This is a genomic window from Embleya sp. L77 (genome assembly GCF_055557415.1).
On the sequence record NZ_CM145709.1, the window covers coordinates 6,546,780 to 6,572,518 of the forward strand.

A 25,739-nucleotide genomic window follows, 5' to 3' on the forward strand; every position below is an offset into this window, starting at 1 on the left:
GGGCGGGTCACTCGCACGGATCACCCCACTGGCGCACCCGTCCGGCTCGGCCGACGGTGACGTGAGGCAGCGGTATCCGTCACGAGTGCGAAGCGAGGCGCCCATGTTCGCGGCCCTGGGCGGGTTTGTCGTACGCAGGCCCTGGTGGGTGATCCTGGCCTGGGTGATCGCCGCCGGTGTGGTGATCGGCCTCGCGCCGAAGCTCACGTCCTCCACCGACGAGAAGAGCTTCCTGCCCGAGTCCTACGAGTCGGTGCGCGCGTCCGACCTGCGCAGCGAGGACTTCCCGCAGCAGGAGAACATCGGCGCGGTGATCGTCTTCCAGCGCTCGGACGGCAAGCCGATGACCGCGGCGGACAGCGCCGAGGTGGCCCGGATCTCGGCGTTGGTGCAGGCGCGCGGGATCAAGGACGTGCTCGCGGTGACGCCGGGTCAGGTCTCGCCGAACGGGCTCGTGCAGACCTCGACGGTCGCGATGCCGGAGATCACCGATCCCAACGACGAGACGCCGCAGGACGCGGTCGAGGCGATGCGCAAGGACGTCAAGGCGCAGGTGGCCGGAACCGGCCTGAGCGCCGGCATCACCGGTCAGGCCGCGCAGGCGCTCGACGAACGGGACTCGTCCGAGACCGCGGGCACCCTGGTCGCGGTCGGCACCATCGTGATCATCGTGTTGTTGCTGCTGATCATCTTCCGCAGCCCGATCATCGCGCTGCTGCCGGTGGTGATCATCGGGTTGATCGCGCCGATGGCCACCGGGCTGATCGCGTCCGCCAACAAGATCTTCGACATGAAGGCGGACAGCTCGATCGAACAACTCCTCACCGTGGTGCTGTTCGGCGTCGGTACGGACTACGTCCTGTTCCTGCTGTTCCGCTACCGCGAGGTGCTGCGCGAGGGCGACGACGCCAAGAACGGCATGGTGCACGCGGTGTCCAGGGTCGGCGAGGCGATCGCGTCCGCCGCGGCGGCGGTGATCGTGGCCTTCGCCGCGCTGACGCTGTCCACGCTCGGGATGCTGCGCTCGATGGGGCCGGCACTGGCGATCGCGGTGTTCGTGACGCTGCTGGCCGGTCTGACGTTGGTGCCGGCGGTGGTCTCGCTGCTGGGTACGCGCGTGTTCTGGCCGTCCAAGTCCTGGCGGGTGGCGCCGCACGGCAGCGGCTTCGCCCGGCTCGGTCGGGGCATCGGCCGGCGGCCGGCGGTGTTCGCGGTGTTGTCCGCGCTGGTGATGGGCGTGCTCGCGATCGGCGCCTTGGGCTACAAGGCCAACTTCGACCTGGCGGGTTCGTCGTTGCCCTCGGACAAGGAATCCGTGGTCGCGATGAAGAACCTGGAGAAGGGCTTCCCGCCCGGCACCACCGACCCGACCGAGGTCTACCTGACGTCCACCACCGGCCGGCCGCTCACGCCGGCGGAGCGGGCGCCGTTCGAGGCGGCGCTGCCCCGGGTCGAGGGGGTCGGCTCGGTGACCGAGGCGGTGCTCAGCGCCGACGGGCAGACCGCCTTCTACTCGGTGGTCCTGTCCGACTCGCCGGCCACCGACGATGCCCTGTCCACGATCAAGGACCGCCTGCGCCCGACCATGCACGAGGCCGCGCCGGCCGGGACCCGGGCACTGGTGGGCGGGATCAGCGCGGTGTACGTGGACATCAACCGCGCGGTGGACCGGGACTACTCGGTGGTCTTCCCGGTCGCGGCGGTGTGCATCATGATCATCCTGGGCCTGCTGCTGCGCAGCCTGGTCGCGCCGTGGTACCTGATGGCCTCGGTGGCCCTGGGCTTCGGCGCCACGCTCGGGGCCACGTCGGTGCTGTTCCAGAAGATCGGCGACCAGCCCGGGCTGATGTTCATGCTCCCGGTGATCATGTACCTCTTCGTGGTCGCCCTCGGCACCGACTACAACATCCTGATGGTGTCGCGCCTGCGCGAGGAGGCCCGCGAGGGCCACAACCCGCACGACGCGGCGGCCGTCGCGGTCAAGCACTCGGGCCCCACGATCGCCGCGGCGGGCGTGATCCTGGCCGGCACCTTCGCGACCCTGATGCTGGCCGGCAACTCGACGCTCTCCCAGATGGGCTTCGCCCTCTCCAGCGGCATCGCGATCGCGGCCTTCATCATGGCGCTGATCTTCACCCCGAGCCTGACCGCCCTGATCGGCCACGCGGCCTGGTGGCCCGGCCACGGCGACACCGGGCCGGCGGGCGAGAAGCAACGCGAAACGCAACGGGTCGTCTGACCCGAGGCGTCGCCGCCGGCGGGGACCGCGGCGGCCTCGCGAGGCTCGCAGCGGATGAAAGGCCCGCATTGTCCCGGCCTGTCGGGGTCGGTTCACCCGGTGGGGGCCGGGCGGTTGCCGGTGATGTCGGTGCCGTTAGGGATGCTCTGTGGCGGGAGCAAAAAAGATGTGGCGGGGCCGATGAGTTTTTCGGCGGGGGACCGTCTGAACCTTCGACAACATCGAGACCTACGAAATGGGGCGCGTCATGGCCAGGATGATCTTCGTAAATCTGCCGGTGCAGGACCTCGCGAAGGCGACCGCGTTCTACACCGCGCTCGGGTTCGAGCAGAATGCGCAGTTCAGTGACGAGAACGCGAGCTCGTTCGCGATCAGCGACACGATCCACCTGATGGTGCTCGTCGAGCCCTTCTTCAAGACCTTCACCAAGAAGGAGATCGCCGACGCGACGCGGACCACCGAGGCCATCGTGTGTCTGAGCGCGGACAGCCGCGAGGAAGTGGACGAACTGGTCGAGAAGGCGTTCGCGGCCGGAGGCGGCACGTCGAACGACACGATGGACCAGGGCTTCATGTACGGCCGCAGCTTCCAGGACCCGGACGGGCACCTGTGGGAGGTCGTGTACATGGACATGTCGGCGATGCCCGCGCAGACCTGACCGCGACGCCCCGGCTCTCGCCGCGGGTCGGGCCGCCCGGGCGGGGCCGTCGCGAGGGTCACCCCGGCAGCAGCACCCGGAAGGCTGCGCCCGCGCCGGGGGTCGTGCGTACCTCCACCCGGCCGCCGTGCGCGTTGACCAGGGCGGCGACGATGGCCAGGCCCAGGCCCGAACCGCCGCCCGCGGCGCGGCTGCGGGAGGAGTCGACGCGGTAGAAGCGTTCGAAGACGCGTCGGGCGTCGGCCGGGGCCAGGCCGGGGCCGGCGTCGGCGACCTCCAGGACCGCGCACGGGTCCGGGGCGGGGGTGCGGCCCACCGTGATCCGGATCGCGGTCCCGGCCGGGGTGTGGGTGAGCGCGTTGGAGACCAGGTTGGCCACCACCTGACGCAGCCGCGACTCGTCGCCGGAGACGACGACCGGACGGGCCGCGCCGCCGTCCGACCCGGTGAGGGTCACCGGCCGGTCCGGGGCCAGCGCCTTGATGTCGTGCACCGCGTCGGCGGCCAGGATGCGCAGGTCCACCGGCTCGTTGCAGAGCGGGCGCTGTTCGTCCAGACGGGCCAGTTGCAGCAGGTCCTCGACCAGGCCGCCCATCCGGATCGCCTCGTCCTCGATCCGGCGCATGGTGCGGGCCACCTCGGCCGGATCGGTGAGCGCGCCCATCCGGTACAACTCGGCGAAGCCGCGCACGCTGGCCAGCGGGGTGCGCAGTTCGTGGCCGGCGTCGGCGACGAATCGGCGCATCCGGGTCTCCGAGTCGGCGCGGGCCGCGAACGCGGTCTCGATCTGGGCGAGCATGCCGTTGATCGACGTGGACAGCCGGCCGATCTCGGTCCCGGGCGCGGGTACCGGGACCCGATGCGAGAGGTCGCCGGCCGCGATCGCCGCCGCCGTTTCCTCGATCCGGCGCAGCGGACGCAGGCCGCCGCGCAGCGCGAACCAGCCGGCCGCCGCCAATACGGCCAGGCAGGTCAGGCCGATCATCAGGCACACCGTGCGCATGCGGTCCACCGTGGCCCGCACGTCGTTCATCGGCTGGGCCAGCACCACGCTGCCCTCACCGCTCGCCATCGGCACCGCGAGCACCCGCCAGCGCGCGCCGCCGGTCACCGAGTCGGTCTCGAACGGGCGCCGGTCCAGGGCCAGCACCGCCGCGGTATCCAGTTTCGGCAACCGCGGCCCCAGTTCCTCCTCGGTGCCCGGCGAGCGGATCCGCTGGCGGGTGCCGCCGTCCGGATACAGGTATTCGGCCACGATCCGGCTCGGCAGGACGCCGGGCGCCCGGCCGCGATTGCCCGACGGGCCGCCGCGCTGCTCGCCGGGGCCCTCCGGCAGGCGGAACGCCATCCCCCGTGCGGCCTGGCCCAGTTGCCGGTCCACCTGATCGGTGAGGTAGCCGCGCAGCGAGCCCACCACGACCGTCTGGCTGACCAGCAGCGCGACGGCGACCAGGGCCATGGCGATGATCAGGACCCGGACGCGCAGCGAGGACCGGCTCGGGTGCGGGAGGCGCATCGGCGCGCCGTCAGGCCGTCGGCTGCGGACGGCGCAGCACGTAGCCCACGCCGCGCACGGTGTGGATCAACTTGCGGCCGCCGACATCGAGTTCGACCTTGCGCCGGAGGTAGCTGATGTAGGACTCGACGATGCTCAGGTCGCCGCCGAAGTCGTACTGCCAGACGTGGTCCAGGATCTGGGTCTTGGACACCACCCGGCCGGTGTTGAGCATCAGGTAGCGCAGCAGCTTGAACTCGGTGGGCGAGAGCGGCACCGGCCGGCCGCCGCGCAGCACCTCGTGGCCGTCCGGGTCGAGTTCGAGGTCGGCGACCACGATCCGGTTCGAGGGGGTCGGTACGCCCGTGCCGCCGTCCACCCGGCGCAGCACCGCGTGGATGCGGGCGATCAACTCCTCCAGGCTGAACGGCTTGGTGACGTAGTCGTCGCCGCCCAGGGTCAACCCGGTGATCTTGTCCTTGGTGGTGTCCTTGGCGGTCAGGAACAGCACCGGCAGGTGGGTTCCGTCGGCGCGCAGCCGGCGGACCACCTCGAAGCCGTCCAGGTCCGGGAGCATCACGTCGAGCACGACCAGGCTCGGCCGACAGCGCTCCACCGCCGCCAGTGCGGCCGCGCCGTCGGCCGCCGAGTCGACCTCGAAGCCGGCGAAGCGCAGGCTGGCGGACAGGAGTTCGCGGATGTTGGGTTCGTCGTCGACCACCAACAGGCGGGCCCGGGCGCCGACCTCGACGGGTGCGGCCACGTCAGCCCGCCCCGCCCGTGCCGCCGGCCGTGCCGCCGCTCGTGCCGAAGCCGCCGGTCCCGGGGCGTCCGGCCGCGCCGGTGCCCTCGGTGACCGAGGTGGCGGTCACCGAGCCGTCGGCGTCGGTGGCACCGCGCACCACGACGGTGTCGCCGGGTGCGAGGTCGACGGGTTTGCCGTCGCGGACGACCTGGATCCGGGTACCGGCGTCGGTTTTCACCTTGACGATGTTGCCGGCTGAATCTGAGACGTAGATGAAAGAGTTGTCCACGACCTTCACGGTGCCGGTGGTGAGGTCCGCGGCGGCGCCGGTGCCGCCCGTGCCGCCGCCGGTGCGGCCGGTGCCCGGTTGGCCACCGGCCGTGGCCGCCCCGCCGCCCGCCGTGGCGCGGGCACCGTACGGGTTTGCGCCCTGCGCGGCGCCGGCGGCGGGGCCGGCGGCCTGGTTCGTGCCGCCGCCGTGGTCCTTCTGCACCTCGACACCGGCCAGGAAGCCGACCGAGGCGAACACGCCCGCGCCCAGGGCCAGGGTGACCAGGGGCAGCCTGCGCCGGGGCGGGGCGGCGAGTTCGGCGGCTATGTCGCGCGCGGTCGGCGGTCGGCCGAGGATGTCCTCCGGCGACTCGTCGGGGTGGGGCTCGTCGCGGGCTTCCGCCTCGGTTCGGAAGCCGGCGACGAACCCGGTCTCGGCCGCCTCGTTCGCGGCCGGCCCGGGGTCACCGGGCGCGGGGATGCGGGAAGGGGAGCCGAGGGCTTCGGAGTCGGGTCGCGCCCGGTCGGTGACCGGATTCGGCGGCCGGGTGTCGGGCCGCCCGGCGTGGTGCTTCGGCGTCATGGTCTCGGGTCTCCTCCTGGACGCGGGAACGGCGGGGATCGTACGGGCTGTTCGTCGGGCCGGTCGGTTCGGCCCATGCGTACGGTCCGTTCGTGCGGCCTATTCGTGTCGCAGCGCCTCGATCGGCCGCAGCGCGGCGGCACGTGCCGCCGGGTAGCCGCCGAAGAACAGGCCGATGGCCACCGACACGGCGAACGATCCGACCACCGAACTCGGCACCACCACCGGCCTGATCCCGACCACCTCGAACCGCGCCGCGAACAGCCCGGCGGCCACGCCCAGACCGCCGCCGAGTACGGACAACAGGGTCGATTCGGCAAGGAACTGGCCCAGGATCGCGGCGCGTGGGGCGCCGATCGCCTTGCGGATGCCGATCTCGCGGGTGCGCTCGGCGACGGTCACCAGCATGATGTTGGTGATTCCGATCCCGCCGACGAGCAGCGAGATCGCCGCGACCGCCGCGAGCAGCACGGTGAAGGTCTTGTCGGTCTCGTCGTTGGCGCTCAGCAGCGACTGCTGGTTGGTGATCCGGAAGTCGCTCTGCGCGGAACCGGTGATCCGGTGCCGGTTGTTCAGGATCGAGGTGACCTCGTCCTGGGCGAGCACGGTGTCGGCGGAGGAGGTGGCCCGGACCGCGATCGAGGACAACGAGCCGTAGCCGGTCAGGCTGTCGCGCATCGTGGTCACCGGCAGCACGATCGTGTCGTCGGAGTCCCCGGCACCGGTGCCGCCCTTGGTCTGCAATACGCCGGCGACCCGGAACGGGATGCCGCCGATCAGGATCTCCTTGTCGATCGGGTTCTCCGTGCCGAACACGTTCTCCACCGTGGTGCTGCCCAGGACGGCGACCTTGCGGCGCGCGCTCACGTCCTCGGTGCCGAACAGGGTGCCCCGGCCGAGGTCGTGGTTGGTGGTGGCGAACCAGTCCGGGGTGGTGCCGACGATCTGGGACACGGTCACCGACTGGCCGGCGTAGGTGATGCTCTGCGACGTGGTCTGCACCGGTGCGGCCGACCGCACGTGCGGGGCCATGGTCTTGTCGACGAGCGCCTGGGCGTCGTCCGGGGTGAGGTCCTTGAGCGCGCCGCCCTGGCCGGCCGCGCCGAACCGGCCGCCACCGGCGGTGTGCGAAACGGTCAACAGGTTGGTGCCCAGCCGCTGGATCGAGGCCTGGACGGACTTGGACGAGCCGTTGCCGACGGCGACCAGCAGGATCACCGCGCCGACGCCGATCAGTACGCCGAGCATGGTCAGCGCAGTGCGGATCTTGTTGGCGGCCAGACCCAGGACGGCGAAGCGCAGCACCTCGACGGGGTTCACCGGCGGGCTCCTTCGCCGGATGCACCGGACGTTCCGGGCGGGACGGTTGCCGAGAATGGGACGGTCGCGGCGGCCGGAACGGGTGGGGGCGGCGGCGGTGCGGACACCGGCCCCCGCGGGCGCCGGTGGTCGGCGACCAGCAGGCCGTCGACCAGGCGCAGGACCCGCTCGGCGCGCGCGGCCACCTCGTTCTCGTGGGTGATGATCACGATCGTGCGTCCGGCACCGTGCAGCCGGTCCAGAATGCCGAGCACCTCCGCGGTGCTGTGGCTGTCCAGGTTCCCGGTCGGCTCGTCGGCCAGCAGCAGCGCCGGTGCGGTGACCAAGGCCCGGGCCAGTGCGACGCGTTGCTGCTGGCCGCCGGAGAGTTCGTTGGGCGCGTGGTCGGTGCGGTCGGCCAGGCCGACCAGGTCGAGCGCGGCCAGGGCGCGGCGGCGGCGCTCCCTGGCCCGCACCCCGGCGTAGGAGAGCGGAAGTTCGACCTGGGCGAGCGCGCTGGTGCGCGGGATCAGGTTGAACGACTGGAAGACGAAGCCGATCCGGCGATTGCGGACCAGCGCGAGCTGGTGCTCGTCCAGCCGGCCGACGTCGAGGCCGTCCAGCAGATAACGGCCCGTGGTGGGTACGTCCAGGCAGCCGAGCACGTTCATCAGGGTCGACTTGCCCGAACCCGAACTGCCCATGATGGCGACGTATTCGCCGCTCTCGATGGTCAGATCGACGCCGCGCAGCGCGTGCACCGAGGCGGCGCCGTGTCCGTACGACTTGGTCACCGCGCGCACGTCGATCACCGGCGCGGGTCGGCCCGCGTCCGGCCCGGTCATCGCGAGCCGCCACGCGGGATGCCGCCGCCGGACCCGCCGGTCGTGTTGCCGCCGATCGCGCCGCCGCCGGGGAAGTTGCCGATGCCCGGGGCGGGCGGGCCGCCGCCCGCCGTGCCGCCTCGGGTGGACTGGCCGGAGCGTCCCGACGTGGAGCCGGCACCACCGGTCGCGGCGACGGTGCCGATCACGATCTCGTCGCCCTCGGCCAGACCGGAGACGATCTGGGTGGTCTGGTCGCCGACCACGCCCGCGGTCACCGTGCGGCGCTGCTCGACGCCGTCGACCAGGACCCGGACCGAGGCCGTCGCGCCCGTGCCGGAGACCGCCGCCGAGGGCACCTGCAAGGTGTTGTCGGCCTCGGCGACGATCACCGAGATGTTCGCGGTCTGTCCGGTGCGCAGCGCGGAGACGTCGCCCTCCAGCGCGATCGTCGCGCCGTACTTGACCGAACCCGAGGTCGAGCCGCTGTCCGGCAGCGGGTTCACACCGACCACCTTGGCATTGAGTCGGATCGCGGAGTTCACGTTGAGCGTCACGGTGGCCGGCTGCCCGGCCTTGACCTTGGCGGCGTCGGCCTCCGGGAAGGACACCCGGGTCTGCATGCCGGTCGGGTTGGCGATCACCACGAAGCCGGTCACGGCGGTGCTCGACGACGACGTGGACGAGCCTCCCTGGCCGCCGCCGGTGCCGCCGGACCCGCCCGACCCGCTTGCGGAGGTGGTCGCGGAGACGGTGTCGCCGACCTTGCCGGACACCGATGCCACGATGCCGGCCGACGGTGCCTTGAGCACGCAGCCGTCCAGGGCCCGCTGGGCGTCGGCGAGTTTGTTGTTCGCCGTGATCAGGGCCGACTCGGCCTGGCTCACCGCTGCCGCGTCCACCGTCGTGCTCGGCGACGGGGTGGCCGTCGGGGTCTTGGTGACGGTGACGGTGACGGTCGGGTGCGGCTGGGTGACGGGAGGCGACGTGGTCCGGGGCGGCGCCGTCGTGGACGTGGCGGTGGGCACAGCGTCGGTGCCGTTGCCTCCGCTCGCGGCGACGCCACCGGTCGAGCCGCGCAGGACCGTGTTCTGGGCGTCCGCGCCCTGATTGCCGCCGCCACTGCCGTTGCCGCCGCCGCCGTTCTGCTGGACCGGAGTGCCCGCCCGGGCCTTGGTCAGGTTCGCCTGGGCCACCGTGACGGCCGCCTTCGCCGCGTCGAGGGCTTCCTGTGCCTGGGTCGGGTCGATCTGCGCGAGGACCTGGCCGGCGGTGACGGTGTCGCCGACCTCGACCGCGACGGTGGTGACCTTGCCGGCGGCGGTGAAGCCGACGCCGACATCCGAGGGGGAGGTCAACGACCCCGACGCGGACACCGTGGCCAGCACCGTCCCCTTGGTCACCTTGCCGGTGCGCGTCCGGCCGGCGCGGGACGATCCGCCGCCGTCGTCCACGGCCGCGTAGGCGAAGCCGGCGCCGGTCACCATCGCGGTGGCCAGGGCCAGGTTGATCAGGACCGACTTCCGTCGCAGTCGTACACGCCTCATGGCCGCACAGCCTGGTCCGGGCACGTCCCCGAAGACTGTCCGGCGCCTGGGAGTTGCCTGGGAGCGCGGCAGCGGCCAGGGGTCCGCGGCCACCGGTCGGACCCGCCGAAACCGAGCCCGATCGCGACAAGTCGCGGCCGACGCGGGCGGAGCGGCGCCCGACCCGGGGCGGGGCTCCCAGGGAACTCCCAGGCGGCGCGCGGGCGACGACCACCCCGCCGTGCTTGAGTCCGGGGAGGATGGGCGGTGCGTCGTCCGGCGCCGCCCCCGAGGCTCGTGGGAAGGACGTCATGACGAGGTACCCGGCTCGACCGGCGTGGACCTCATCGGTGCTGCCGATCGCCGCCTCGGCACTCGTGTTGTCGGCCGGATGTGGGGGGAGCGGCGGCACCACGAGCACGAGTGCCTCGGCCCCGTCGAGCGCGGCGAGCGGTGGTGGGGACGCCGGCAAGGCGTACACCGACTGCCTGCGCGCGAACGGGGTCGAGGTACCGACGGGCCGACCGGACGGCGGCACCCGTCCCCCGGGCGCGGGCCGCCCGTCCGGTCGTCCGTCGGCGCGCCCGAGTCGACCGGCCGGCGAACGGCCCACCGGGTTCCCGAGCGGGCGGCCCGATCCGCGCTCGACCGATCCGGCGTACCGCAAGGCCGAGGAGGCGTGCGCGAAGGTGCGGCCCTCGCGGGGGCCGGGAGGCGGCACGGACCGCCCCCGGCGCGGCGGCAACTCCGCGGAGGCGTTCGCGGGTTGCCTGAAGGACCATCGGGTCGAATTGCCGGCGGGTGGGGCCGCCGCGCTGGACCGGTCCGATCCGAAGGTCGTCGAGGCGCTGAAGATCTGCGAGGCCCTCCTGCCCTCGACTCCGGAGGCACCCACGGGCCCGCCCACGGCGGCGCCGACGACGTAGGCGGAGGCCGCCCGTGCCCCTGCGCCCCGGCCCTGCGTCCCGTGTCCCGCGCCGCCCGCCGGTCCGGCCGTGTCGCGCGCGGGGCGGCCGGCCCGAGGGCGGGTCGTGCGGCTGCTCGGGTCGGTGCGAGCCGCGGGTTCCATCGGCGGTGTCAATTGCGGCAAATAGGGCATTCGGTAAGGCCGTGTGCGAGGTGCCGGATGGTGCTCGGCCGGGGAGCGATGAGTTCTTCGGCCGGGTCCGGTCCACCTCTGTACAGGCGATACCGCGCTTTGCACCGCGATCGACCCCCTGGAGAGTGACCAGTCATGCTCACGACCGATTTTGCCCCCGGCGCCCCGCTCTGGATCGACCTCGGGGTGCCCGACCTTCCGGCGGCCGGCGCGTTCTACGGCGACCTGTTCGGGTGGGATCTGGAGATCACCGGTCCCGAGACCGGCGGCTACGGGATCCTGCGCAAGGACGGCAAGAGCGTTGCCGCGTTCGCCCCGCTGATGGACCAGAGCGCATCCCCGGCGTGGTCCGTGTACTTCCACGCCCCGAACATCGACGCCACCACCAAGGCGGTCGAGCAGGCCGGCGGTCGGGTGCTGCTCCCGCCGATGGACGTCATGGACATGGGCCGGATGGCCGGGTACGCCGACTCCACCGGTGTGAGCTTCATGGCCTGGCAGCAGGGCACGAACAAGGGCCTGGAACTGGTTCAGGACGTCGGCGCGCTGTGTTGGACCGAGCTGTACACCGCCGACCGGGTCGCGGCCACCGGCTTCTACCACTCGGTGTTCGGCTGGAACTACCAGGACTTCCCCTCGCCCGCCGGTATCTACAGCCTCGCCTACCCGGGCGAGAATGTGGACGCCATGCACGGCGGCGTGATGGAGGTCGACCCCGGGCAGACCGCCCCGCAATGGCAGATCTACATCGGCGTCGACGACTGCGACGCGTCGTTCGCCCGGGCGATCGAGCTGGCCGCGACCGAGCTGATGGCCCCGTACGACATCCCGGACGTCGGCCGGATCGCGATGCTGCAAGACCCCTTCGGCGCGCGCTTCGCGATCATCAAGGGCATTCCGCCGGCCGAGTAGACAGCGGCCGAGGCGCCGACCCGATCGGGTGACGCGAGTCGTCCGGTCGGGTCGTTCCGGTCGGGGCGCCGGGCCGGCGCGTGGCACGTTCGCGGGATGAGAGTCGAAGTCAGACACGGTCCCGCGTTCGCCGCCGCCCGCTGCCGGCTCGATCCGGGCGAGGCGATGCGGGCCGAGTCCGGCGCGATGATGGCGCACAGCGCGGGCGTGGAGATCTCCGCCAAGGTCGAGGGCGGCATCATCCGCGGGCTCAAGCGCAGCGTGCTCGGCGGCGAGTCGTTCTTCCAGACCACGTTCACCGCACCCGCCCAGGGGGGCTGGGTCGACGTGGCCGCCGCGCTGCCCGGCGACATCGCCAACGTGACGCTCACCCCCGAGGTGCCCGAGTTCCTGCTGACCCGCAGCACCTGGTTGGCCAACTCCGCCGACGTGCGGATCGACACCCGCTGGGGCGGGCTGCGCAACCTGGTCGGCGGCGAGGGCGGCTTCCTGGTGCACGCGTCCGGCCGGGGCGAGGTGATCATGGGCTGCTACGGCGCGTTGGACGTGCTGGACCTGGAGGCGGGGGAGCAGGTCGTGGTCGACACCGGCCACGTGGTCGCCTACGCGCCCACGATCACCTTCGCCACCCGCCGGGCCGCGCGCGGGCGGACCATCGCCTCGGTCACCTCCGGCGAGGGCCTGGTCTTCGACTTCACCGGCCCGGGCCGGGTGCTCGTGCAAACCCGCAACCCGTCCGCGTTCGCCGACTTCGTCACAAGCCTGCCGGGTGTACGCAGCTGACCCACCGGCCCCGACACCGGCCCGGCCGTGCCGCCTCGGTCGGCCGCGCGGCGCGCTCCCCGGGGCAGTGCCCGACCAGTGCACCGACTCGCCCGGGAAGGAGTAGGCCCGACCCCTTTCGGGGATCCCCGTGATCATGACGCTTCGCGCCCTGGCCCTCGACTTCGGCGACACCCTGGCGGTTCCCGGGCCCAAACCGGACGGCCGCACGGTCCTGGAGGTGCTGCGCACGATGCCCGGCACCGACGTCCCGGACACCTTCGTCGCCGCCTTCGACCACGTGCACCGCATCACCCGCGAGGGCGACCGGGTCCGGGACACGCACACCTCGTTCGCGGACGAGATCCGGCATGCCGCGGCCCTGTGCGGGGCGCGCATCCCGGACCCCGAGGCGGCCGCCGAACCGGTCTTCGGGCGGATCCCCGATTCGCGGGTCATCCGCCGGGCCGCCGAGGCGCTGCTGCGCATCCGCGAGCGCCGCGACCTGGTGTGCGTGCTCGCCTGCGACACCCAGCGTCCCGAGTCGGTGCGCCGGCGGACCCTGGCCGAGGCGGGCATCGAGGCGTGCTTCGACGCCGTCGTCCTGTCCTGCACGATCGGCCTGCGCAAACCGCATCCGCACTTTTACGCCGAGGTCGAACGCGCGTGCGGCGGCATTGCCCGCGAGCAGATCATGTTCGTCGGCAACACCCCGACGAAGGACGCCACCGGACCGTACGTCTACGGCATGCAGGCGGTGCTGATCGCGCCCGCCGGCCGTCCCGCGGGCCTGCCCGAGGCGATCGGGGTGATCGACCACTTCGCCGACCTCCCCGACTACCTCGATCGAGCCGCCTCGGGCCGAGCGGACCCCAGGGTCCGGGTCAGCCGCGGATCTCCGCCACACGCTCGACGTTGAGCACGTCGGCGATGTCCTGGCTCTCGGCGGTGTCGAACCACGCGTCCAGGATCTCGATCAGCACCGGCCCGGAGGTCAGCCGCAGGCTCAGCGCGAGCACGTTGGCGTGGTTCCAGCGCCGGGCACCGGCCGCGGTGGCCGCGTCCGTGCACAGCGCCGCCCGGATCCCGTCCACCTTGTTCGCCGCGATCGAGGCGCCCGTACCGGTCCAGCAACACACGATCGCCTGATCGGCCCGACCCGCCGTCACCTCCCGCGAGGCAGCCGCACTCACCGGCGCCCAGTCGTCGGCGAACTCCGGCCGGTGCTCGGGGTCGAAGGCGCCGAACGGCAGCACCTCGTGACCGCGCTTGCGCAGTTCGTCGGCGAGGTAGACGCCACAGCCCTTGATCTGGTCGGCCGAGATCGCGATGCGCATCGGACACTCCTTGGTCGGTGCATTGTCGGTGCCGGGTGTGAGACTGGAAAGCATGGTCCCCACGGACACTCTGCACGTGACCCGACACACCTCCGCGCTCGGGTCGATGGAGACGGTGGCAGGGCCCCCGCATCCCGCGCTCTCGTCGCTGATCGACGCCTACCGCGGCTACGACGAGCACACCCTCGCACCGCTGCGCCGCCGCGAGCCGGCGACCGGGTCGATCACGGTCATCATCGGCTTCGCACCGGTGCGGGTGTGGTCCCCACGCGAGCCCGGATACGGGCCGGGCACCACCAGTTCGTTCGTGGCCGGCCTGCACGACGGGCCCGCGCTCGTCGAGCACGACGGCCACCAGGCCGGCATCCAGCTCGACCTCACCCCGCTCGGCGCCTACACGCTGCTCGGCCTGCCGCTCGCGGAGATCGCCGACCGGGCCGTGCATCTCGACGACCTGCCCGGGTGGGACGTGGGCACGCTGGTGGACCGGTTGCGGTCCGCGCCCGACTGGCCCGCGCGGTTCGCGCACCTGGACGAGATCCTGCTGCGCCGCCGCGAGCGTGGCCCCGTGCCGCTGCCCGAGGTGGTCCGCTGCTGGGAGCTGATGGCGGCGAGCGCGGGCCGGGTCGAGATCGCCGCGCTCGCCCGGGAGACCGGCTGGAGCCGGCGTCACCTCGGAGCGCGCTTTCGGGAGACGCTCGGCCTGCCGCCCAAGACGGTGGCCCGGGTGTTGCGCTTTCGGCACGCGATCGAACTGCTCGACGGGTCACCGCGCAACTGGGCGCGGATCGCCACCGAGGCGGGTTACTACGACCAGGCGCACTTCAACCGCGACTTCAAGGCGCTCGCGGGCTGCACGCCCGGTGCCTACCTGGCCGCCCGGATGCCCGCCGGCGGCGGCCTCGCGGGTTGACCGGCCGGCCCCGCCGATCGTTCCCGTTTATCCAATACCGCGCGGGGTCACTCGCCGGAAGCTGGAACCGTCCACCCGGCAGGCATCGGAAGCAGCGCACCGCATCCGGTGACGTCCGGCGGCATTCGGCAACATCCGGCATCAAGGAGTGCACCATGAGCGACAAGACCCTCGTCTGCGACCTGATCCCGACGCTGCGCTACAACGACGCGACCGCCGCGATCGCCTTCCTGGAGAACGCCTTCGGGATGAGCGCGGTCATGGTGATTCCCGGTGACGACGACATCGTCGCGCACGCGGAGCTGACCTTCGGCAACAGCATGGTCATGCTCGGCACCAACCTGCCCGAGGGCTGCGGCGAGCAACTGCGCGTGCCGGTCGGCGGCGCGTCCCTCTACGGCATCATCGACGGCGATGTGGACGCGCACTGCGCCCGCGCGGTGGCTGCGGGCGCGACCGTGGTGCGCGAGCCGAAGGACGAGGACTACGGCGGCCGCGGCTACACCGTGCGCGACCCGGAGGGCAACCTGTGGAGCTTCGGGACGTATCGCCCGACGGTCTGACCCTGCGATCCGTCGGCGCGGTTCGGCCGGGGGTCCGAGCGGCGACGCGGGGCGCCGCTCGGACCGTGCCGATCAGCCCTCGTGCGCGGCGAGGTAGCGGTCCACCTTGGCCCGTTCGTAGGCGTACACCGGCTCGATCGGGCCGACCGGGACGAAGGTCGCCGTCGCGCAGTCCTCGTACAGGTCCACCCGGGTGTAGCCGACGCCCGCCACCCCCTGGTAGGTGCCCGCCGGCGGGAACACGTCGGCGCGGTAGGCGACGGCCGGGGCCGCCCACACCGGCACTCCGGCCAACACCCCGCAGGTCGCGTGGTGGTTGTGGCCGGTCAGCACGATCCGCACATCGGTGCCGGCGATCACCGCACCCAGCCGGGCCGGGGCGCGCAGCGAGAGTCGTTCCAGGAACGCGAGCGGCGTGGGGATCGGCGGGTGATGCAGGCCGAGCACCGTGCCGCCGGCCGCCGGCGTGGCCAACTCGGCGCGCAGCCATTGCAACTGATCCTCGGTCAGGTCGCCGGAGTGGCTGCCGGGCGTGGTGCTGTCCAGCATGATCACCCGTACCTCGCCGGCCGTGTGCACGAAGTCGTGCGGTTCGGTGGAGGCGGGCACGCCGAGCAGCCCCTCGCGAAACGCCGCGCGGTCGTCGTGGTTGCCCATCCCGTAGAGCGCCGGCGCGCCGATCCGCGGTCCGGCCTCGGCCAGCAGCTCCCGCAGTCGCCGATAGGCCCGCGGGTCGCCGGTGTCCGCGAGGTCGCCGGTGAACAGCAGGGCGGCGGGTGCCAGATCGGCCTCCTCCACCGCCGCGAGCGCCTGGCGAAGCTGTTCGGCGGTGTCCAGCCGGTCGAGCAGCAGCTCACCCTCCGGGACCAGGTGCACGTCGCTGAACTGGACCAGCGTGTGGCGCGGGATACGCACGGCAATCCTCCTGCGGGCAGGGTGACGCGACACGTGTCACCCGGGGGGGGCACAGTCCATCGCCGATAGGCGACAAGGTCAAGCATTTCTCCCGGCGACCTGCCGACGGCCTGCCCGAACGCACGAGCTAGCGTCTTCCCGTGGAGATCAAGACTCTGGGGTACGACCACCCCGACGTGCGCAAACTGGTCGGGGATGTGCAGCAGGAGTACGTGGAGCGTTACGGCGACCCCGACGAGTCGGCGGTCGACCCGGCCGACTTCCTGCCGCCGGAGGGCCTCTTCTGCGTGGCCTACCGGGACGGCGCCCCGGTCGCCAGCGGCGGCTGGCGGGCCCGCGGCGGCGCGGACGACGACCCGGGCCTGCGGGCGGGCGACGCCGAACTCAAGCGCATGTACGTGGTGCCGCACGCGCGCGGACGCGGCCTGTCCCGGGTGATGCTCGCGCACCTGGAGGAGGCCGCCCGTGCGGCCGGCCGACTGCGCCTGGTCCTGGAGACCGGCGACAAGCAGCCCGAGGCGATCGCGCTGTACCGCTCGTGCGGCTACGAACCGATACCCGGGTTCGGCTACTACAAGGACCACGAGAACAGCATGTGCTTCGCCAAGGTGCTCTGAGCGGCACTCCTGCGACGCGGCCGGGGCCGGGCGACGCGCCGTTCGGCACGACCCGACCCGACCCCGAGGTCCGCTTCGCGGATCTCTCCCGCACCGCCGCTTCGCACGTCGAGGGTCCGGCGACGGGACCGGTCCCGCCGCCGGACCCTCGATCGGCCGGGCCGGCGTCCGCCGGGCGGGTTCTAGTGCTCGACGTCCGACTCGGCCGTGCGCGCGCCGCGCAGCATGAACCAGGCCGCGACGGCCGCCGCGAGCAGTACCGCGGCGCCCGCGCCGGCCGCGATCCGCAGCCCCTCCAGGAACGCGTCGTTCGCCGAGTGGGTGAGGTCCGTCGCGGCCTGGCCGTGGACCGTCCCGGCCGCCTCCGCGGCGCCCGCGAGCGACTCGCGGGCGTCGGAGGCCGCGTCCGCGGAGATGCCCTCGGGGATCGTCACGTGTCCCCGGTAGATCCCGGTGACCACCGAACCCAGCAGCGCGATGCCCAGCGCCGCGCCCAACTCGTACGCGGTCTCCGAGACCGCCGAGGCCGCGCCCGCGTTCTCCTTCGGCGCGCTGCCCAGGATCAGGTCGGCGGTGACGGTGAACGAGAAGCCCGCGCCGACACCGACCAGGAGCAGCACACCGCCCAGGTAGAGGTACGGCGTGTCCTCGGACAGCACGGTCAGCGCGCCCAGGGCGAGGCCGATCGCGGTCAGACCGCTCGTCACCACCACGCGCGGGGTCAAGCGGCGTGCGGCCAGGCCCGCGAGCAGACCCGAGACGATCGCCCCGGCCGTGGCCGGCAGTTCGGCCAGGCCGGCCTGCAACGGGCTGCGGCCCTGGACCAGTTGCAGGAACTGGGACAGGAAGAAGATCAGCCCGGACATGCCGAGCACGGTGAGCAGGTCGGCGAGCACCGAGCCGCTGAACGCCCGGTTGCGGAACAACCGCATGTCCAGCAGCGGTACCGGCAGCGACAACTGGCGGCGGCCGAACCAGGCCAGGGCGCCCACGCCGATCACCAGCGCCGCCCACACGTCCCAGCGCAGCAGACCGTGGGTGGCGGCCTCCTTGATCGCGTAGACGGTGGCGATCATGCCGACCAGCGACAGCGCCGCGCTGAGCATGTCCCACGGACCCGGGTTCGGATTGCGCGACTCCGGCAACATCTTGACGCCGACCACGATCAGCACCGCCATCACCGGCAGATTGATCAGGAAGACCGAGCCCCACCAGAAGTGTTCGAGCAGGAAGCCGCCGACCACCGGGCCGAACGCGGCGCCGGCCATCGACATCGCGCCCCACACGCCGATCGCGAAACTGCGCTCGCGGGCGTCCGGGAAGATGTTGCGCACCAGCGCGAGCGTGGACGGCATCAGCGACGCACCGGCCACGCCCATCGCGACGCGGGCCGCGATCAGCGCCTCGGCGCTGGGCGCGTAGGCGGCCACCACGGACAGCGCGCCGAACGCCGCCGAGCCCCAGAGCAGCAGCTTCTTGCGGCCGATCCGGTCGCCCAGGGTGCCGGCGGTGACCAGCAGGCCGGCGATGACGAACGAGTAGACGTCGCCGATCCACAACAGTTGCGTGCCGGTCGGTTCGAGGTCCTCGCTGAGGAAGGGGATCGCCAGGCCGAGCACCGTGGCGTCGATCGCCACGAGCAGCACCGACAGGGTCAGTACACCCAGGGCGATCCAACGGCCCGGCGCACCCTTTGCGGAGTCGCCGGTGCCGGTATGAACGGAACTCGAGGAGGTCGTGCCACTTGCCATGATCAGGATTCCAAGCAAAGAGACGGATCGGCTGTGCGGATCAGCCGGGGAGTCGCGGTGGGACGGTGCCGGGGCGGCGGCGTGGGCGTGCCGTGGCGGCCGATTCGTGCCGAAGCCGGATCAGCCGGGCGGGCGGCGGGCGGCGCCGCCCAGGAGGAGTTCGGCCACCGAGCGGGCCGCGTCCCGGCCGGCGAGCCGGCCCTCGTGGACCGCCCAGCCGGCGGCGGCGACGAACGAGAACAGCGCCTCGGAGACCCACTGCGCGGTGAGGTCCACCCGCATCGAGCCGTTCTCCTGGCCGCGCCGGACCGCGGCGGCAACCTGCTCGTCCATCACGCTCCAGGCCTGCTCCAGGTCCGGATCGCCGACCAGGGAGCTCTCCCCGTACAGGAACGCCAGATATTCGGCGCACGGCATGAGGCGGTCCACCAGTCCGCGCAGCACCGCGGGGACGTCCTCGCCGGCGGTCAGGTCGGCGGCGTCGATCGCGCGGCCGATCTGCGCCGAGGCCTCCGCGCCGAGCGCGGCGATCAGCGCCGGCCGGCCCGGGAACATCCGGTGCAGCGTGGCGCGGCTGATCCCGGCGGCTCGGGCGATCTCGTCCATGGACGACGCGGGTCGCCGGAGCAGCAGGGTGACGGCGGCGCGCAGCACGTGCTCGTTGTCGGTGGGCATGGATCAACTCTAGCCCGAATGAGACAATCGTGTCTCACGATTTACCGGGTGGGTTCAGTTGGAACCCTGTGGCGTCAGCTCCGGTCGCGGCTCCTGCCAGGTCAGCACCGGCTCGGCGGCCCCATCCCTGAGCGCCGCGCCGGGAAAGATCCGCAGCCGCCACGGCGACAGGCGCATCACCGCGAAGCCCGGCGACAGGGGGTCCTCCCAGCCGGGCACCCCCGTTCCGGCCGGGTCGTAGCCCAGCGGCTCGGGGGTGTCCCGGAACAGGTTCCACACCCGCTCGCGGATCTCCGGCTCGAAGAGCAGATCCGCGCGGCACTCGGCCACGCACGTGTCGTGCGAGGGCGACCAGTAGTTGCACGACACGAACGGATTGCGGGCGATGTGCGCGCGCTTGGTCGCGGTGGGCGCGGTGGCCACCCAACCGGTCAACCGCCCGTGTTCCCATACCCAGTACGGGTGCAGGATCCGGGTCCGCGGCCGACCCGCACTGTCCACGGTGGCGATCGAGGCCCACACGATCGAGTGCGCCATGGCGATGAAGGCCGGGGCCGCGGTTTCCAGATCGGTCATGGCGGCAACCCCTGTCTCGTGCTGACGTCCCGGTACACCAGCACCCATACTGTCGTGAACGCGCGCGACCCTAAAGGCCCGGCGGGAAGTCGTACGAGGCCGGCGGCTTGATCCGGACCTTGTGGTCCTGGAACATCACCGAGATCTGATCGTGCGGACGCAGTTCGATCCGGGCCGGATCGCCGCCGACCAACGTGCCGTTCAGGTAGGTGCGGTAGGTGTGCGTGGCGTCCGGGGTGAGGGCGCCCAAGTGGGTCTCGTCGAAGCGGACGTTCCACATGGCGAACAACTGGCCCAGTACGAAGCGGGCGTTCGCGTCGTGGCTCTCCACGTGCAACACACCGCTGTCGTCGTGCGTGTGCAGATCGGCCAGCAGCCCGGTTCGCTTGTCGATGCCGATGTCGGGCGCGACATCGACCCGGTCGAGGCCGACGAAGATGTCCAGGTGCACGTGGAAGTGCTGGACGGCACCCTCCATCGTGTCCAGCTTCAGACCCGCGTCGGCGCCGCGCCGGGCGCTGTCCTCGGGGACCGGCCAGGGCGGCAACTCGGCGTTGGTCGCCGCCTTCGGGTGCGGCAGCGGCCCCTGTGGGGCGCCGCGCCCGGGCGCCACGGTGGGCCCGGCGCCCGGCGGGGGCTCGTGGGCGGACACGGGCGTGCCGGCGGCGAGTGAACTCAGGGTCAGGAGCGCGGCGGCGACGCCGACCCCGCTGCGGAGGTGACGGTTCATCGGGGGCCTTCCGGAGGCGGACGAAATGAACAACCTGCCGGTCCGCCGGGCCGGACGAAAGCCGACCGGGCACTTCGGCGCGGACTTCACCCATACGGAGCACGGCCGCCCCCGGCGGGACCGGGCGGGGACCCGCCCGGGATCGGCCGGCGCCTCGCCGGGAGGGGCTGCGTCTCGCAGGGAGGGGGCCGCGCCTTGCCGGGACGGAGCCGCGAACTCTCGGAACCCGGCCGCGCTTTGCCGGGAACCGGGCCGCGCCTCGCCGGGCAACCGCGTCGCGCATTGCCGGGACTGAGCCGCGCTTCGCCGGGCAGACGTGGGGCGACCCACCCGCGGGTGGTCCGTCGGGTGTTCCTAGGGGGCCGGAACCAGTGATACGCACCAGCCGCCGGAAGCGGCGCATCGAGAACGAACGCCCCTGGTTCACCAAGCAGCGGTGGATCCTGCTCCTGCTCGTGGTCCTGCCGCCGATCGGGGCGCTGTTGATGTGGATGGTCACCCGATGGACGCCGATGACCAAAATCGTGCTGTCCGTGGTGGCGGCGCTCTGGTGCGGGGCCCTGGTGATCGGGTTGAGTACCAACCCGGAGACGCACGACAGAAGCCCCGATCCGGTCGCACCGATCGTCGACGACGGTCGGGGCCCGCAATCGTCTCCGTGACCCGATCCCCGCCACGGATGGAGTTGCCGGTCCATGCCCGACCCGTCGCACATCACGCCCTTTCGGATCGACATACCCGACGCCGACCTGGTGGACCTGCGGGAGCGCCTGGCGCGCACCCGCTGGCCCGAGGCCGAACCGGTGGACGACTGGTCCCAGGGCATCCCGCTGGCCTATACACGCGAGTTGGCCGAGTACTGGCGGACCACCTACGACTGGCGCAAAACCGAGGCGCGGCTGAACGGCCATGCCCACTTCAAGGCCGACATCGACGGCCTGGGGGTGCACTTCCTGCACGCGCCCTCACCGCATCCGGATGCGCTGCCGCTGATCCTCACCCACGGCTGGCCCGGGTCGATCGTCGAATTCCTGGACGTGATCGGCCCGTTGACCGACCCCACCGCACACGGCGGCGACGCGGCCGACGCGTTCCACGTGGTGCTGCCCTCGCTGCCCGGATACGGCTTCAGTGACCGGCCGGCCGGCACCGGCTGGGGGATCGACCGGATCGCCCGGGCCTGGGCCGCGCTGATGGCCGACCTGGGCTACGCGCGCTACGGCGCGCAGGGCGGCGACTGGGGGTCGATGGTCACCGCGTCGATCGGTCGGCAGGACCCAGATCATGTGCTCGGCATCCACCTGAACATGCCGGTGGCGATGCCGGACGCGGAAGCGATGAAGGACCCCACGCCGGCCGAACAGCAGGCGCTGGCCGACCTGGGCACACACTCCGAGTGGGGCGCGGGCTACAGCAAGATCCAGTCCACCCGGCCGCAGACGCTCGGCTACGCCCTGGCCGACTCGCCGGTCGGCCAACTGGCCTGGATCGTGGAGAAGTTCCACGAGTGGACCGACTGCGAGGGCCACCCGGAGAACGCGCTGTCCCGCGATCACATGCTGGACAACGTGACGCTGTACTGGCTCACCGGCACGGCCGCGTCCTCGGCCCGGCTGTACTGGGAGAGCTACCGCAGCCCCGACCTGTCCGAGGTCGGGGTCCCGACCGGCTGCTCGATCTTCCCGCACGAGATCATCCGCTCCTCGCGCCGCTGGGCGGCCGGCCGCTTCACCGATCTCCGCTACTGGAACGAACTCGACCGCGGCGGCCACTTCGCCGCCTTCGAACAACCGGAAACCTTCGTCGAGGAGGTCCGTCGCTTCTTCCGCCTGATCCGCGACTGAGCCGGGCGGCCCGGGAGGCGGTTGGGCGCGTCGGGCGGAAGGTCCCGTCCCGCCCGAGGCGGGACGGGACCTTCCGGACTCGGGCTCTATGCCGCTCTTGCGCCCAGGACGCTGCCGAGGAGGTCGTCCAGGCCGACCAGGCCCAGCAGTGTGCCGTCGGCGGCGTGTACCAGGGCCAGCGATGCCCGGCGTTCCTGGAGGGCGGCCACGGCGCGCTGGATCGGGGTGTCCACGCCCAGGGTGAGCACCGACGTGGCCAGCTCGCCGGCGGTGTTGCCGGAGCTCTGGGTGCGCGACGTGAGCACCTTGCGGATGTGCACGACGCCGAACAGCGTGCCGTCCTCGCTGCGCACCAGCAGCCGGTTGCGGCCGTTGCGGCGGGACATCGCGACGATCTCGTCCGGCCCCGCGTCGGCCGGCACCGAGTCGATCTCGGCGGTCGGCACGACCAGTCGGGCCAGCGGCTCGGTGTGCGTGCGCAGCGTGCCGGAGAGCACATCGTGCGACGAACCGTCGATCAGGCCGAGCCGACGGGACTCGCCGACCAGCCGGCGCAGCCCCTCCGCGTCCTTGGGATGGGACAACTCGTCCTTGGGGTCCACCCCGGCGAGCCGCAGGATCGCGTTGCTGACCCCGTTCATCGCCAGCAACAGCGGCCGCACCACCCGGGTGTAGCCGCGGAAGGACGGCGCGAGCACGAGCGCGACCTTTTCGGGGCCGGCGATCGCCCACGACTTGGGTGCCATCTCGCCCAGCACCATGTGCAGGATCACCACGACCACGAGTGCGATCGTGAACGCCACCGCGTGCCCGGCCGCGGCCGGCATGCCGACCGCGTCGAACAGCGGGTCGAGCATGGTCGCGATGGCCGGCTCGGAGACGATGCCCAGGCCCAGCGAACACATGGTGATGCCCAGTTGGGCACCGGCCAGCATCAGCGACAGCTCGCGCACGCCGGCCAGGGCCGACTTCGCGCCGCGTTTGCGCTCGGCGACCAGCGCCTCCAGGCGATGCCGGCGTGCGGCCACCATCGCGAATTCGGCGGCCACGAAGAACGCGTTGCCCACGAGCAGCGCGATCGTGACGGCCAGCGCCGGCCACAGGCCCAGTTCCAGCGAGCCCAGGCCGCCACCGGAGGCCAGGGACGGGGTCATGCGGTCACCTCTGTGGTGCGCTTGGAGCGCCCCCCGGCGCTCCATTCGGAAGCGTCCCGGGGGAACGAGGGGGCCGAGGTCAGCACGCGGATCCGGACCAGCGCCGGCACGTGCCGCTCGACCTCCAGCACCTCGATCTCGGTGTAGCGGATCGGTTCGTCGTCCTCGTCGGCCGCGCGCCCGGCGCGTACCTCGTCGGGGTCGGGCACCCTGATCCGGTCGCCCACCTCGGGCAACCGGCCGAGGTGGGCGATGACCAGGCCGCCCAGTGTGTCGTACGGGCCGTCCGGCAACTCCGCGCCGACGATCCGCTCGGCCTCGTCCACGCGCAGCCCCGCGTCCAGCCGCCACCAGCCGTCCTCGGGCTCGGTGTCGACGGGGTCCTCGTCGTCGCTCTCGTCGGCGATCTCGCCGACCAGCTCCTCGGCCACGTCCTCGTAGGTGACGATCCCGGCCAGGCCGCCGTGCTCGTCCAGGACGACCGCGAACTCCTCGTGCGCGGCCCGCAGCTGTTCGAGCAGCGAGGCCAGCCCGGCGGTGTCCGGAACGAGCAGCGCGGGGCGCGCGATGGACCCGGCGGTCACGTGCGCGGCGTCCTCGGGTGCCACCTCCAGGAGGCAGGCCACCCCGACCACGCCCAGTACGTCGTCCACCCGCTCGCCGACCACCGGATAGTGCGAGTGGCCGCACTCGGCGACCAGATCGATCAGTTCGGCGGCGGTGGTCTCGGCCCGCACCCGGACCACGTCCGGACGCGGCACCATCACCTGGTCCACGGTCAGGTCGCCGAAGGCGATCGCGCGGCGCAGGATCCCGGACAGCGCGGGGTCCAGGTCGCCGTCCCGGCCGGCCTCGTCGACGATGTGCGCGAGTTCCTCGGTGGTGGCGCCGCCGTGCAGTTCCTCGACCGGTTCGATGCCGATCGCGCGCACGATGCGGTTGGCCAGCGTGTCGAAGAGGCGAATCAGGGGGCCGGCGACCTTGAGGTAGACCAGCGTGGGTCGCCCCAGCAGGATCGCCACCCGCTCGGGCTCGGCGATGCCCCAGTTCTTGGGGACCAGCTCACCGAGCACCATCTGGATCGCGGTGGCCACCGCGAAGCCGAGGATCAGCGAGATCACCGGGACCGCGCCGCCGGGTACGGCGATCAGGTCCAGGAGGGGGGAGATCACCGCGGCGAGCGCGGGTTCGGCGATGAAGCCGACCAACAGGGCCGTCACGGTGATGCCCAGTTGGGCACCGGACAGCATGAACGAAAGTCGCCCCATCACGGTCATCGCCCGGGCCGCTGCCTTGTCGCCGGATTCGGCACGGCGGCGCAGCAGGCTCCGATCGGCCGCCACGTAGGCGAACTCCTGGGCGACGAAGAAACCGGTCCCGAGGGTCAGCACGACGATCGCGGCTATGCCCAGAGCCGCGGTCATGAGACCGCCTCCCGGACGTCGCGGCTTCGATCACAGTCTCGGGAGGGACCGGTACTAGGGGGGTCCGTCTCTTGGGCGGACACGCACGCTCCTTGCTCAACGGGCAATTCGGGGTCAAAACACTTACCTCGCCGAACGTATCATCGTGCGCGCTTGTTCCCCGGGCCCGGGCGCGGAAGCGTGCGAAGAGCATCGGATTCGAACCAGTAGCAAAAGATGCTTGGCTTTGGACCCCGCGTCATGACAATCTGTGCTTCCTCGAACACCGTGTGGTGATCAGGCTCGTCGAACACGCGCATCCCGCGTGCTGCGGCGAGGGGAGTACGGACGCACTGCGCCTCCTGCCGCAGGCGTCGCGAAGTTCATCCGTACGGGGGAGCGACCCGCGCCTTCCCGTCCGGAAGATTGGTACCGGGAACCTGCACCGCCGCAATGACGTTGACAACATCAGACGGGGGCAGCGTGTACGACAGCAGCCCTGATCCGGCCGACGCCGGCTCGCCCGAGGTGCCCGCATCGGACCTCCCAGCGCGCGAGAAGGAGACCATGCCTCGCACACTCGACGACTACGCCGTGTCGCTCGCCGCGTTGAAGGCCTACGACATCACCGGCGTTCGTCCACGCGACCTCCGCCGCTTCCGCGACTTCGGAGAACTGCCGGACGGCGTGCCCGAGGCCGTCGTACTGCGCGCCCAGCGCATCGTGGAGGAGGAACGGGACCGGTTGTTGCGGCTGACCACCGGCTCGTGAACACGCACGTGACGACCCGGCCCGGTCGGCCGTCGTGAGAGCGATCCCACTCGGTCGCTCGCGTGGTCGATGGTCTTG

General features: G+C 72.2%; 26 protein-coding genes. 12 read left to right on the plus strand and 14 right to left on the minus strand.

The genetic code is table 11. The features are described 5' to 3' along the window. Window positions 1-103: 103 nt before the first annotated feature. Both ACZOOI_RS27790 and ACZOOI_RS27795 read left to right on the plus strand, forming a co-directional pair. Window positions 104-2,239: an MMPL family transporter gene (locus tag ACZOOI_RS27790; protein ID WP_465278391.1), complete on the plus strand. Its 2,136-nt coding sequence runs from the start codon at window positions 104-106 to the stop codon at window positions 2,237-2,239. Between the two features lie 247 nt (window positions 2,240-2,486). Next, window positions 2,487-2,897 (plus strand): VOC family protein, encoded by a 411-nt coding sequence (locus tag ACZOOI_RS27795; RefSeq protein WP_465278392.1) that lies wholly within the window; start codon window positions 2,487-2,489, stop codon window positions 2,895-2,897. 58 nt (window positions 2,898-2,955) lie between these two features. Here the strand turns inward: ACZOOI_RS27795 and ACZOOI_RS27800 are convergent, their stop codons facing one another. From ACZOOI_RS27800 to ACZOOI_RS27825, 6 genes are all read right to left on the minus strand, one after another. Beyond that, on the minus strand, window positions 2,956-4,413 hold the full coding sequence (locus ACZOOI_RS27800) for a sensor histidine kinase (RefSeq protein ID WP_465278393.1): 1,458 nt from the start codon (window positions 4,411-4,413) through the stop codon (window positions 2,956-2,958). A 10-nt stretch (window positions 4,414-4,423) separates the two neighbouring features. Further along, window positions 4,424-5,155: a response regulator transcription factor gene (locus ACZOOI_RS27805; protein ID WP_465278394.1), complete on the minus strand. Its 732-nt coding sequence runs from the start codon at window positions 5,153-5,155 to the stop codon at window positions 4,424-4,426. Window position 5,156: 1 nt separating this feature from the next. Continuing rightward, a complete protein-coding gene (locus ACZOOI_RS27810) occupies window positions 5,157-5,990 on the minus strand; it encodes a DUF5666 domain-containing protein (RefSeq protein WP_465278395.1) in 834 nt (277 codons plus the stop codon). A gap of 99 nt (window positions 5,991-6,089) precedes the next feature. After that, complete coding sequence (locus tag ACZOOI_RS27815) at window positions 6,090-7,310, minus strand: ABC transporter permease (RefSeq protein ID WP_465278396.1); 1,221 nt, start codon at window positions 7,308-7,310, stop codon at window positions 6,090-6,092. Then, entirely contained in the window at window positions 7,307-8,134 is an 828-nt protein-coding gene (locus ACZOOI_RS27820; protein ID WP_465278397.1) for an ABC transporter ATP-binding protein, read from the minus strand. The genes ACZOOI_RS27815 and ACZOOI_RS27820 overlap by 4 nt, the downstream gene beginning before the upstream one ends. Then, a complete protein-coding gene (locus ACZOOI_RS27825) occupies window positions 8,131-9,660 on the minus strand; it encodes an efflux RND transporter periplasmic adaptor subunit (RefSeq protein WP_465278398.1) in 1,530 nt (509 codons plus the stop codon). The genes ACZOOI_RS27820 and ACZOOI_RS27825 overlap by 4 nt, the downstream gene beginning before the upstream one ends. A gap of 290 nt (window positions 9,661-9,950) precedes the next feature. Here ACZOOI_RS27825 and ACZOOI_RS27830 point away from each other — a divergent pair, with 290 nt between their 5' ends. From ACZOOI_RS27830 to ACZOOI_RS27845, 4 genes are all read left to right on the plus strand, one after another. Beyond that, window positions 9,951-10,565, plus strand: a complete 615-nt coding sequence (locus ACZOOI_RS27830) for a hypothetical protein (RefSeq protein ID WP_465278399.1) — start codon at window positions 9,951-9,953, stop codon at window positions 10,563-10,565. Window positions 10,566-10,873: 308 nt separating this feature from the next. Then, window positions 10,874-11,650 carry a VOC family protein gene (locus tag ACZOOI_RS27835; protein ID WP_465278400.1) on the plus strand — a complete coding sequence of 259 codons (777 nt, stop codon included), beginning with the start codon at window positions 10,874-10,876 and terminating at the stop codon, window positions 11,648-11,650. 96 nt (window positions 11,651-11,746) lie between these two features. Further along, window positions 11,747-12,433 (plus strand): TIGR00266 family protein, encoded by a 687-nt coding sequence (locus ACZOOI_RS27840; protein ID WP_465278401.1) that lies wholly within the window; start codon window positions 11,747-11,749, stop codon window positions 12,431-12,433. Between the two features lie 136 nt (window positions 12,434-12,569). Then, a complete protein-coding gene (locus tag ACZOOI_RS27845; protein WP_465278402.1) occupies window positions 12,570-13,331 on the plus strand; it encodes an HAD family hydrolase in 762 nt (253 codons plus the stop codon). Here the strand turns inward: ACZOOI_RS27845 and ACZOOI_RS27850 are convergent. Beyond that, complete coding sequence (locus tag ACZOOI_RS27850) at window positions 13,297-13,749, minus strand: RpiB/LacA/LacB family sugar-phosphate isomerase (RefSeq protein WP_465278403.1); 453 nt, start codon at window positions 13,747-13,749, stop codon at window positions 13,297-13,299. The two genes, ACZOOI_RS27845 and ACZOOI_RS27850, sit on opposite strands and share 35 nt — an antisense overlap. A gap of 52 nt (window positions 13,750-13,801) precedes the next feature. Between ACZOOI_RS27850 and ACZOOI_RS27855 the strand changes: the two genes are divergently transcribed. Beyond that, window positions 13,802-14,662, plus strand: coding sequence for a helix-turn-helix domain-containing protein (locus ACZOOI_RS27855; RefSeq protein ID WP_465278404.1), 861 nt, complete (start codon window positions 13,802-13,804; stop codon window positions 14,660-14,662). A 155-nt stretch (window positions 14,663-14,817) separates the two neighbouring features. Next, complete coding sequence (locus ACZOOI_RS27860; RefSeq protein WP_465278405.1) at window positions 14,818-15,225, plus strand: VOC family protein; 408 nt, start codon at window positions 14,818-14,820, stop codon at window positions 15,223-15,225. 72 nt (window positions 15,226-15,297) lie between these two features. On the opposite strand, the gene ACZOOI_RS27865 is transcribed toward ACZOOI_RS27860, so the two are convergent. After that, complete coding sequence (locus tag ACZOOI_RS27865; RefSeq protein ID WP_465278406.1) at window positions 15,298-16,140, minus strand: metallophosphoesterase; 843 nt, start codon at window positions 16,138-16,140, stop codon at window positions 15,298-15,300. Between the two features lie 140 nt (window positions 16,141-16,280). Between ACZOOI_RS27865 and ACZOOI_RS27870 the strand changes: the two genes are divergently transcribed. After that, window positions 16,281-16,757: a GNAT family N-acetyltransferase gene (locus tag ACZOOI_RS27870; RefSeq protein WP_465278407.1), complete on the plus strand. Its 477-nt coding sequence runs from the start codon at window positions 16,281-16,283 to the stop codon at window positions 16,755-16,757. Between the two features lie 182 nt (window positions 16,758-16,939). Here the strand turns inward: ACZOOI_RS27870 and ACZOOI_RS27875 are convergent, their stop codons facing one another. The 4 genes from ACZOOI_RS27875 to ACZOOI_RS27890 form a co-directional block, all read right to left on the minus strand. After that, window positions 16,940-18,508: an MFS transporter gene (locus tag ACZOOI_RS27875; RefSeq protein WP_465278408.1), complete on the minus strand. Its 1,569-nt coding sequence runs from the start codon at window positions 18,506-18,508 to the stop codon at window positions 16,940-16,942. A gap of 120 nt (window positions 18,509-18,628) precedes the next feature. Further along, window positions 18,629-19,183, minus strand: coding sequence for a TetR/AcrR family transcriptional regulator (locus ACZOOI_RS27880; protein WP_465278409.1), 555 nt, complete (start codon window positions 19,181-19,183; stop codon window positions 18,629-18,631). 54 nt (window positions 19,184-19,237) lie between these two features. Further along, complete coding sequence (locus ACZOOI_RS27885) at window positions 19,238-19,759, minus strand: pyridoxamine 5'-phosphate oxidase family protein (RefSeq protein WP_465278410.1); 522 nt, start codon at window positions 19,757-19,759, stop codon at window positions 19,238-19,240. Window positions 19,760-19,829: 70 nt separating this feature from the next. Further along, complete coding sequence (locus ACZOOI_RS27890) at window positions 19,830-20,489, minus strand: hypothetical protein (protein ID WP_465278411.1); 660 nt, start codon at window positions 20,487-20,489, stop codon at window positions 19,830-19,832. 371 nt (window positions 20,490-20,860) lie between these two features. Here ACZOOI_RS27890 and ACZOOI_RS27895 point away from each other — a divergent pair, with 371 nt between their 5' ends. Further along, the gene (locus ACZOOI_RS27895) at window positions 20,861-21,151 is read left to right on the plus strand and encodes a hypothetical protein (protein ID WP_465278412.1); all 291 of its coding nucleotides are present in this window, start codon (window positions 20,861-20,863) and stop codon (window positions 21,149-21,151) included. 33 nt (window positions 21,152-21,184) lie between these two features. Then, a complete protein-coding gene (locus ACZOOI_RS27900; RefSeq protein ID WP_465278413.1) occupies window positions 21,185-22,333 on the plus strand; it encodes an epoxide hydrolase family protein in 1,149 nt (382 codons plus the stop codon). Between the two features lie 86 nt (window positions 22,334-22,419). On the opposite strand, the gene ACZOOI_RS27905 is transcribed toward ACZOOI_RS27900, so the two are convergent. Then, a complete protein-coding gene (locus tag ACZOOI_RS27905) occupies window positions 22,420-23,487 on the minus strand; it encodes a hemolysin family protein (protein ID WP_391582154.1) in 1,068 nt (355 codons plus the stop codon). Continuing rightward, the gene (locus ACZOOI_RS27910) at window positions 23,484-24,911 is read right to left on the minus strand and encodes a hemolysin family protein (RefSeq protein WP_465278414.1); all 1,428 of its coding nucleotides are present in this window, start codon (window positions 24,909-24,911) and stop codon (window positions 23,484-23,486) included. Before ACZOOI_RS27910 ends, ACZOOI_RS27905 begins: the two co-directional genes overlap by 4 nt. A 546-nt stretch (window positions 24,912-25,457) precedes the next feature. Between ACZOOI_RS27910 and ACZOOI_RS27915 the strand changes: the two genes are divergently transcribed. Further along, window positions 25,458-25,661 carry a hypothetical protein gene (locus ACZOOI_RS27915; RefSeq protein WP_158695784.1) on the plus strand — a complete coding sequence of 68 codons (204 nt, stop codon included), beginning with the start codon at window positions 25,458-25,460 and terminating at the stop codon, window positions 25,659-25,661. Window positions 25,662-25,739 lie beyond the last annotated feature (78 nt).

Coding starts and splice junctions, on each gene's coding strand:
- ACZOOI_RS27790 (WP_465278391.1), top strand. CDS start 104: ATGTTCGCGGCCCTGGGCGGGTTTGTCGTACGCAGGCCCTGGTGGGTG.
- ACZOOI_RS27795 (WP_465278392.1), top strand. CDS start 2,487: ATGGCCAGGATGATCTTCGTAAATCTGCCGGTGCAGGACCTCGCGAAG.
- ACZOOI_RS27800 (WP_465278393.1), bottom strand. CDS start 4,413: ATGCGCCTCCCGCACCCGAGCCGGTCCTCGCTGCGCGTCCGGGTCCTG.
- ACZOOI_RS27810 (WP_465278395.1), bottom strand. CDS start 5,990: ATGACGCCGAAGCACCACGCCGGGCGGCCCGACACCCGGCCGCCGAAT.
- ACZOOI_RS27820 (WP_465278397.1), bottom strand. CDS start 8,134: ATGACCGGGCCGGACGCGGGCCGACCCGCGCCGGTGATCGACGTGCGC.
- ACZOOI_RS27825 (WP_465278398.1), bottom strand. CDS start 9,660: ATGAGGCGTGTACGACTGCGACGGAAGTCGGTCCTGATCAACCTGGCC.
- ACZOOI_RS27830 (WP_465278399.1), top strand. CDS start 9,951: ATGACGAGGTACCCGGCTCGACCGGCGTGGACCTCATCGGTGCTGCCG.
- ACZOOI_RS27835 (WP_465278400.1), top strand. CDS start 10,874: ATGCTCACGACCGATTTTGCCCCCGGCGCCCCGCTCTGGATCGACCTC.
- ACZOOI_RS27840 (WP_465278401.1), top strand. CDS start 11,747: ATGAGAGTCGAAGTCAGACACGGTCCCGCGTTCGCCGCCGCCCGCTGC.
- ACZOOI_RS27845 (WP_465278402.1), top strand. CDS start 12,570: ATGACGCTTCGCGCCCTGGCCCTCGACTTCGGCGACACCCTGGCGGTT.
- ACZOOI_RS27850 (WP_465278403.1), bottom strand. CDS start 13,749: ATGCGCATCGCGATCTCGGCCGACCAGATCAAGGGCTGTGGCGTCTAC.
- ACZOOI_RS27855 (WP_465278404.1), top strand. CDS start 13,802: ATGGTCCCCACGGACACTCTGCACGTGACCCGACACACCTCCGCGCTC.
- ACZOOI_RS27860 (WP_465278405.1), top strand. CDS start 14,818: ATGAGCGACAAGACCCTCGTCTGCGACCTGATCCCGACGCTGCGCTAC.
- ACZOOI_RS27875 (WP_465278408.1), bottom strand. CDS start 18,508: ATGGCAAGTGGCACGACCTCCTCGAGTTCCGTTCATACCGGCACCGGC.
- ACZOOI_RS27880 (WP_465278409.1), bottom strand. CDS start 19,183: ATGCCCACCGACAACGAGCACGTGCTGCGCGCCGCCGTCACCCTGCTG.
- ACZOOI_RS27885 (WP_465278410.1), bottom strand. CDS start 19,759: ATGACCGATCTGGAAACCGCGGCCCCGGCCTTCATCGCCATGGCGCAC.
- ACZOOI_RS27890 (WP_465278411.1), bottom strand. CDS start 20,489: ATGAACCGTCACCTCCGCAGCGGGGTCGGCGTCGCCGCCGCGCTCCTG.
- ACZOOI_RS27900 (WP_465278413.1), top strand. CDS start 21,185: ATGCCCGACCCGTCGCACATCACGCCCTTTCGGATCGACATACCCGAC.
- ACZOOI_RS27905 (WP_391582154.1), bottom strand. CDS start 23,487: ATGACCCCGTCCCTGGCCTCCGGTGGCGGCCTGGGCTCGCTGGAACTG.
- ACZOOI_RS27910 (WP_465278414.1), bottom strand. CDS start 24,911: ATGACCGCGGCTCTGGGCATAGCCGCGATCGTCGTGCTGACCCTCGGG.
- ACZOOI_RS27915 (WP_158695784.1), top strand. CDS start 25,458: ATGCCTCGCACACTCGACGACTACGCCGTGTCGCTCGCCGCGTTGAAG.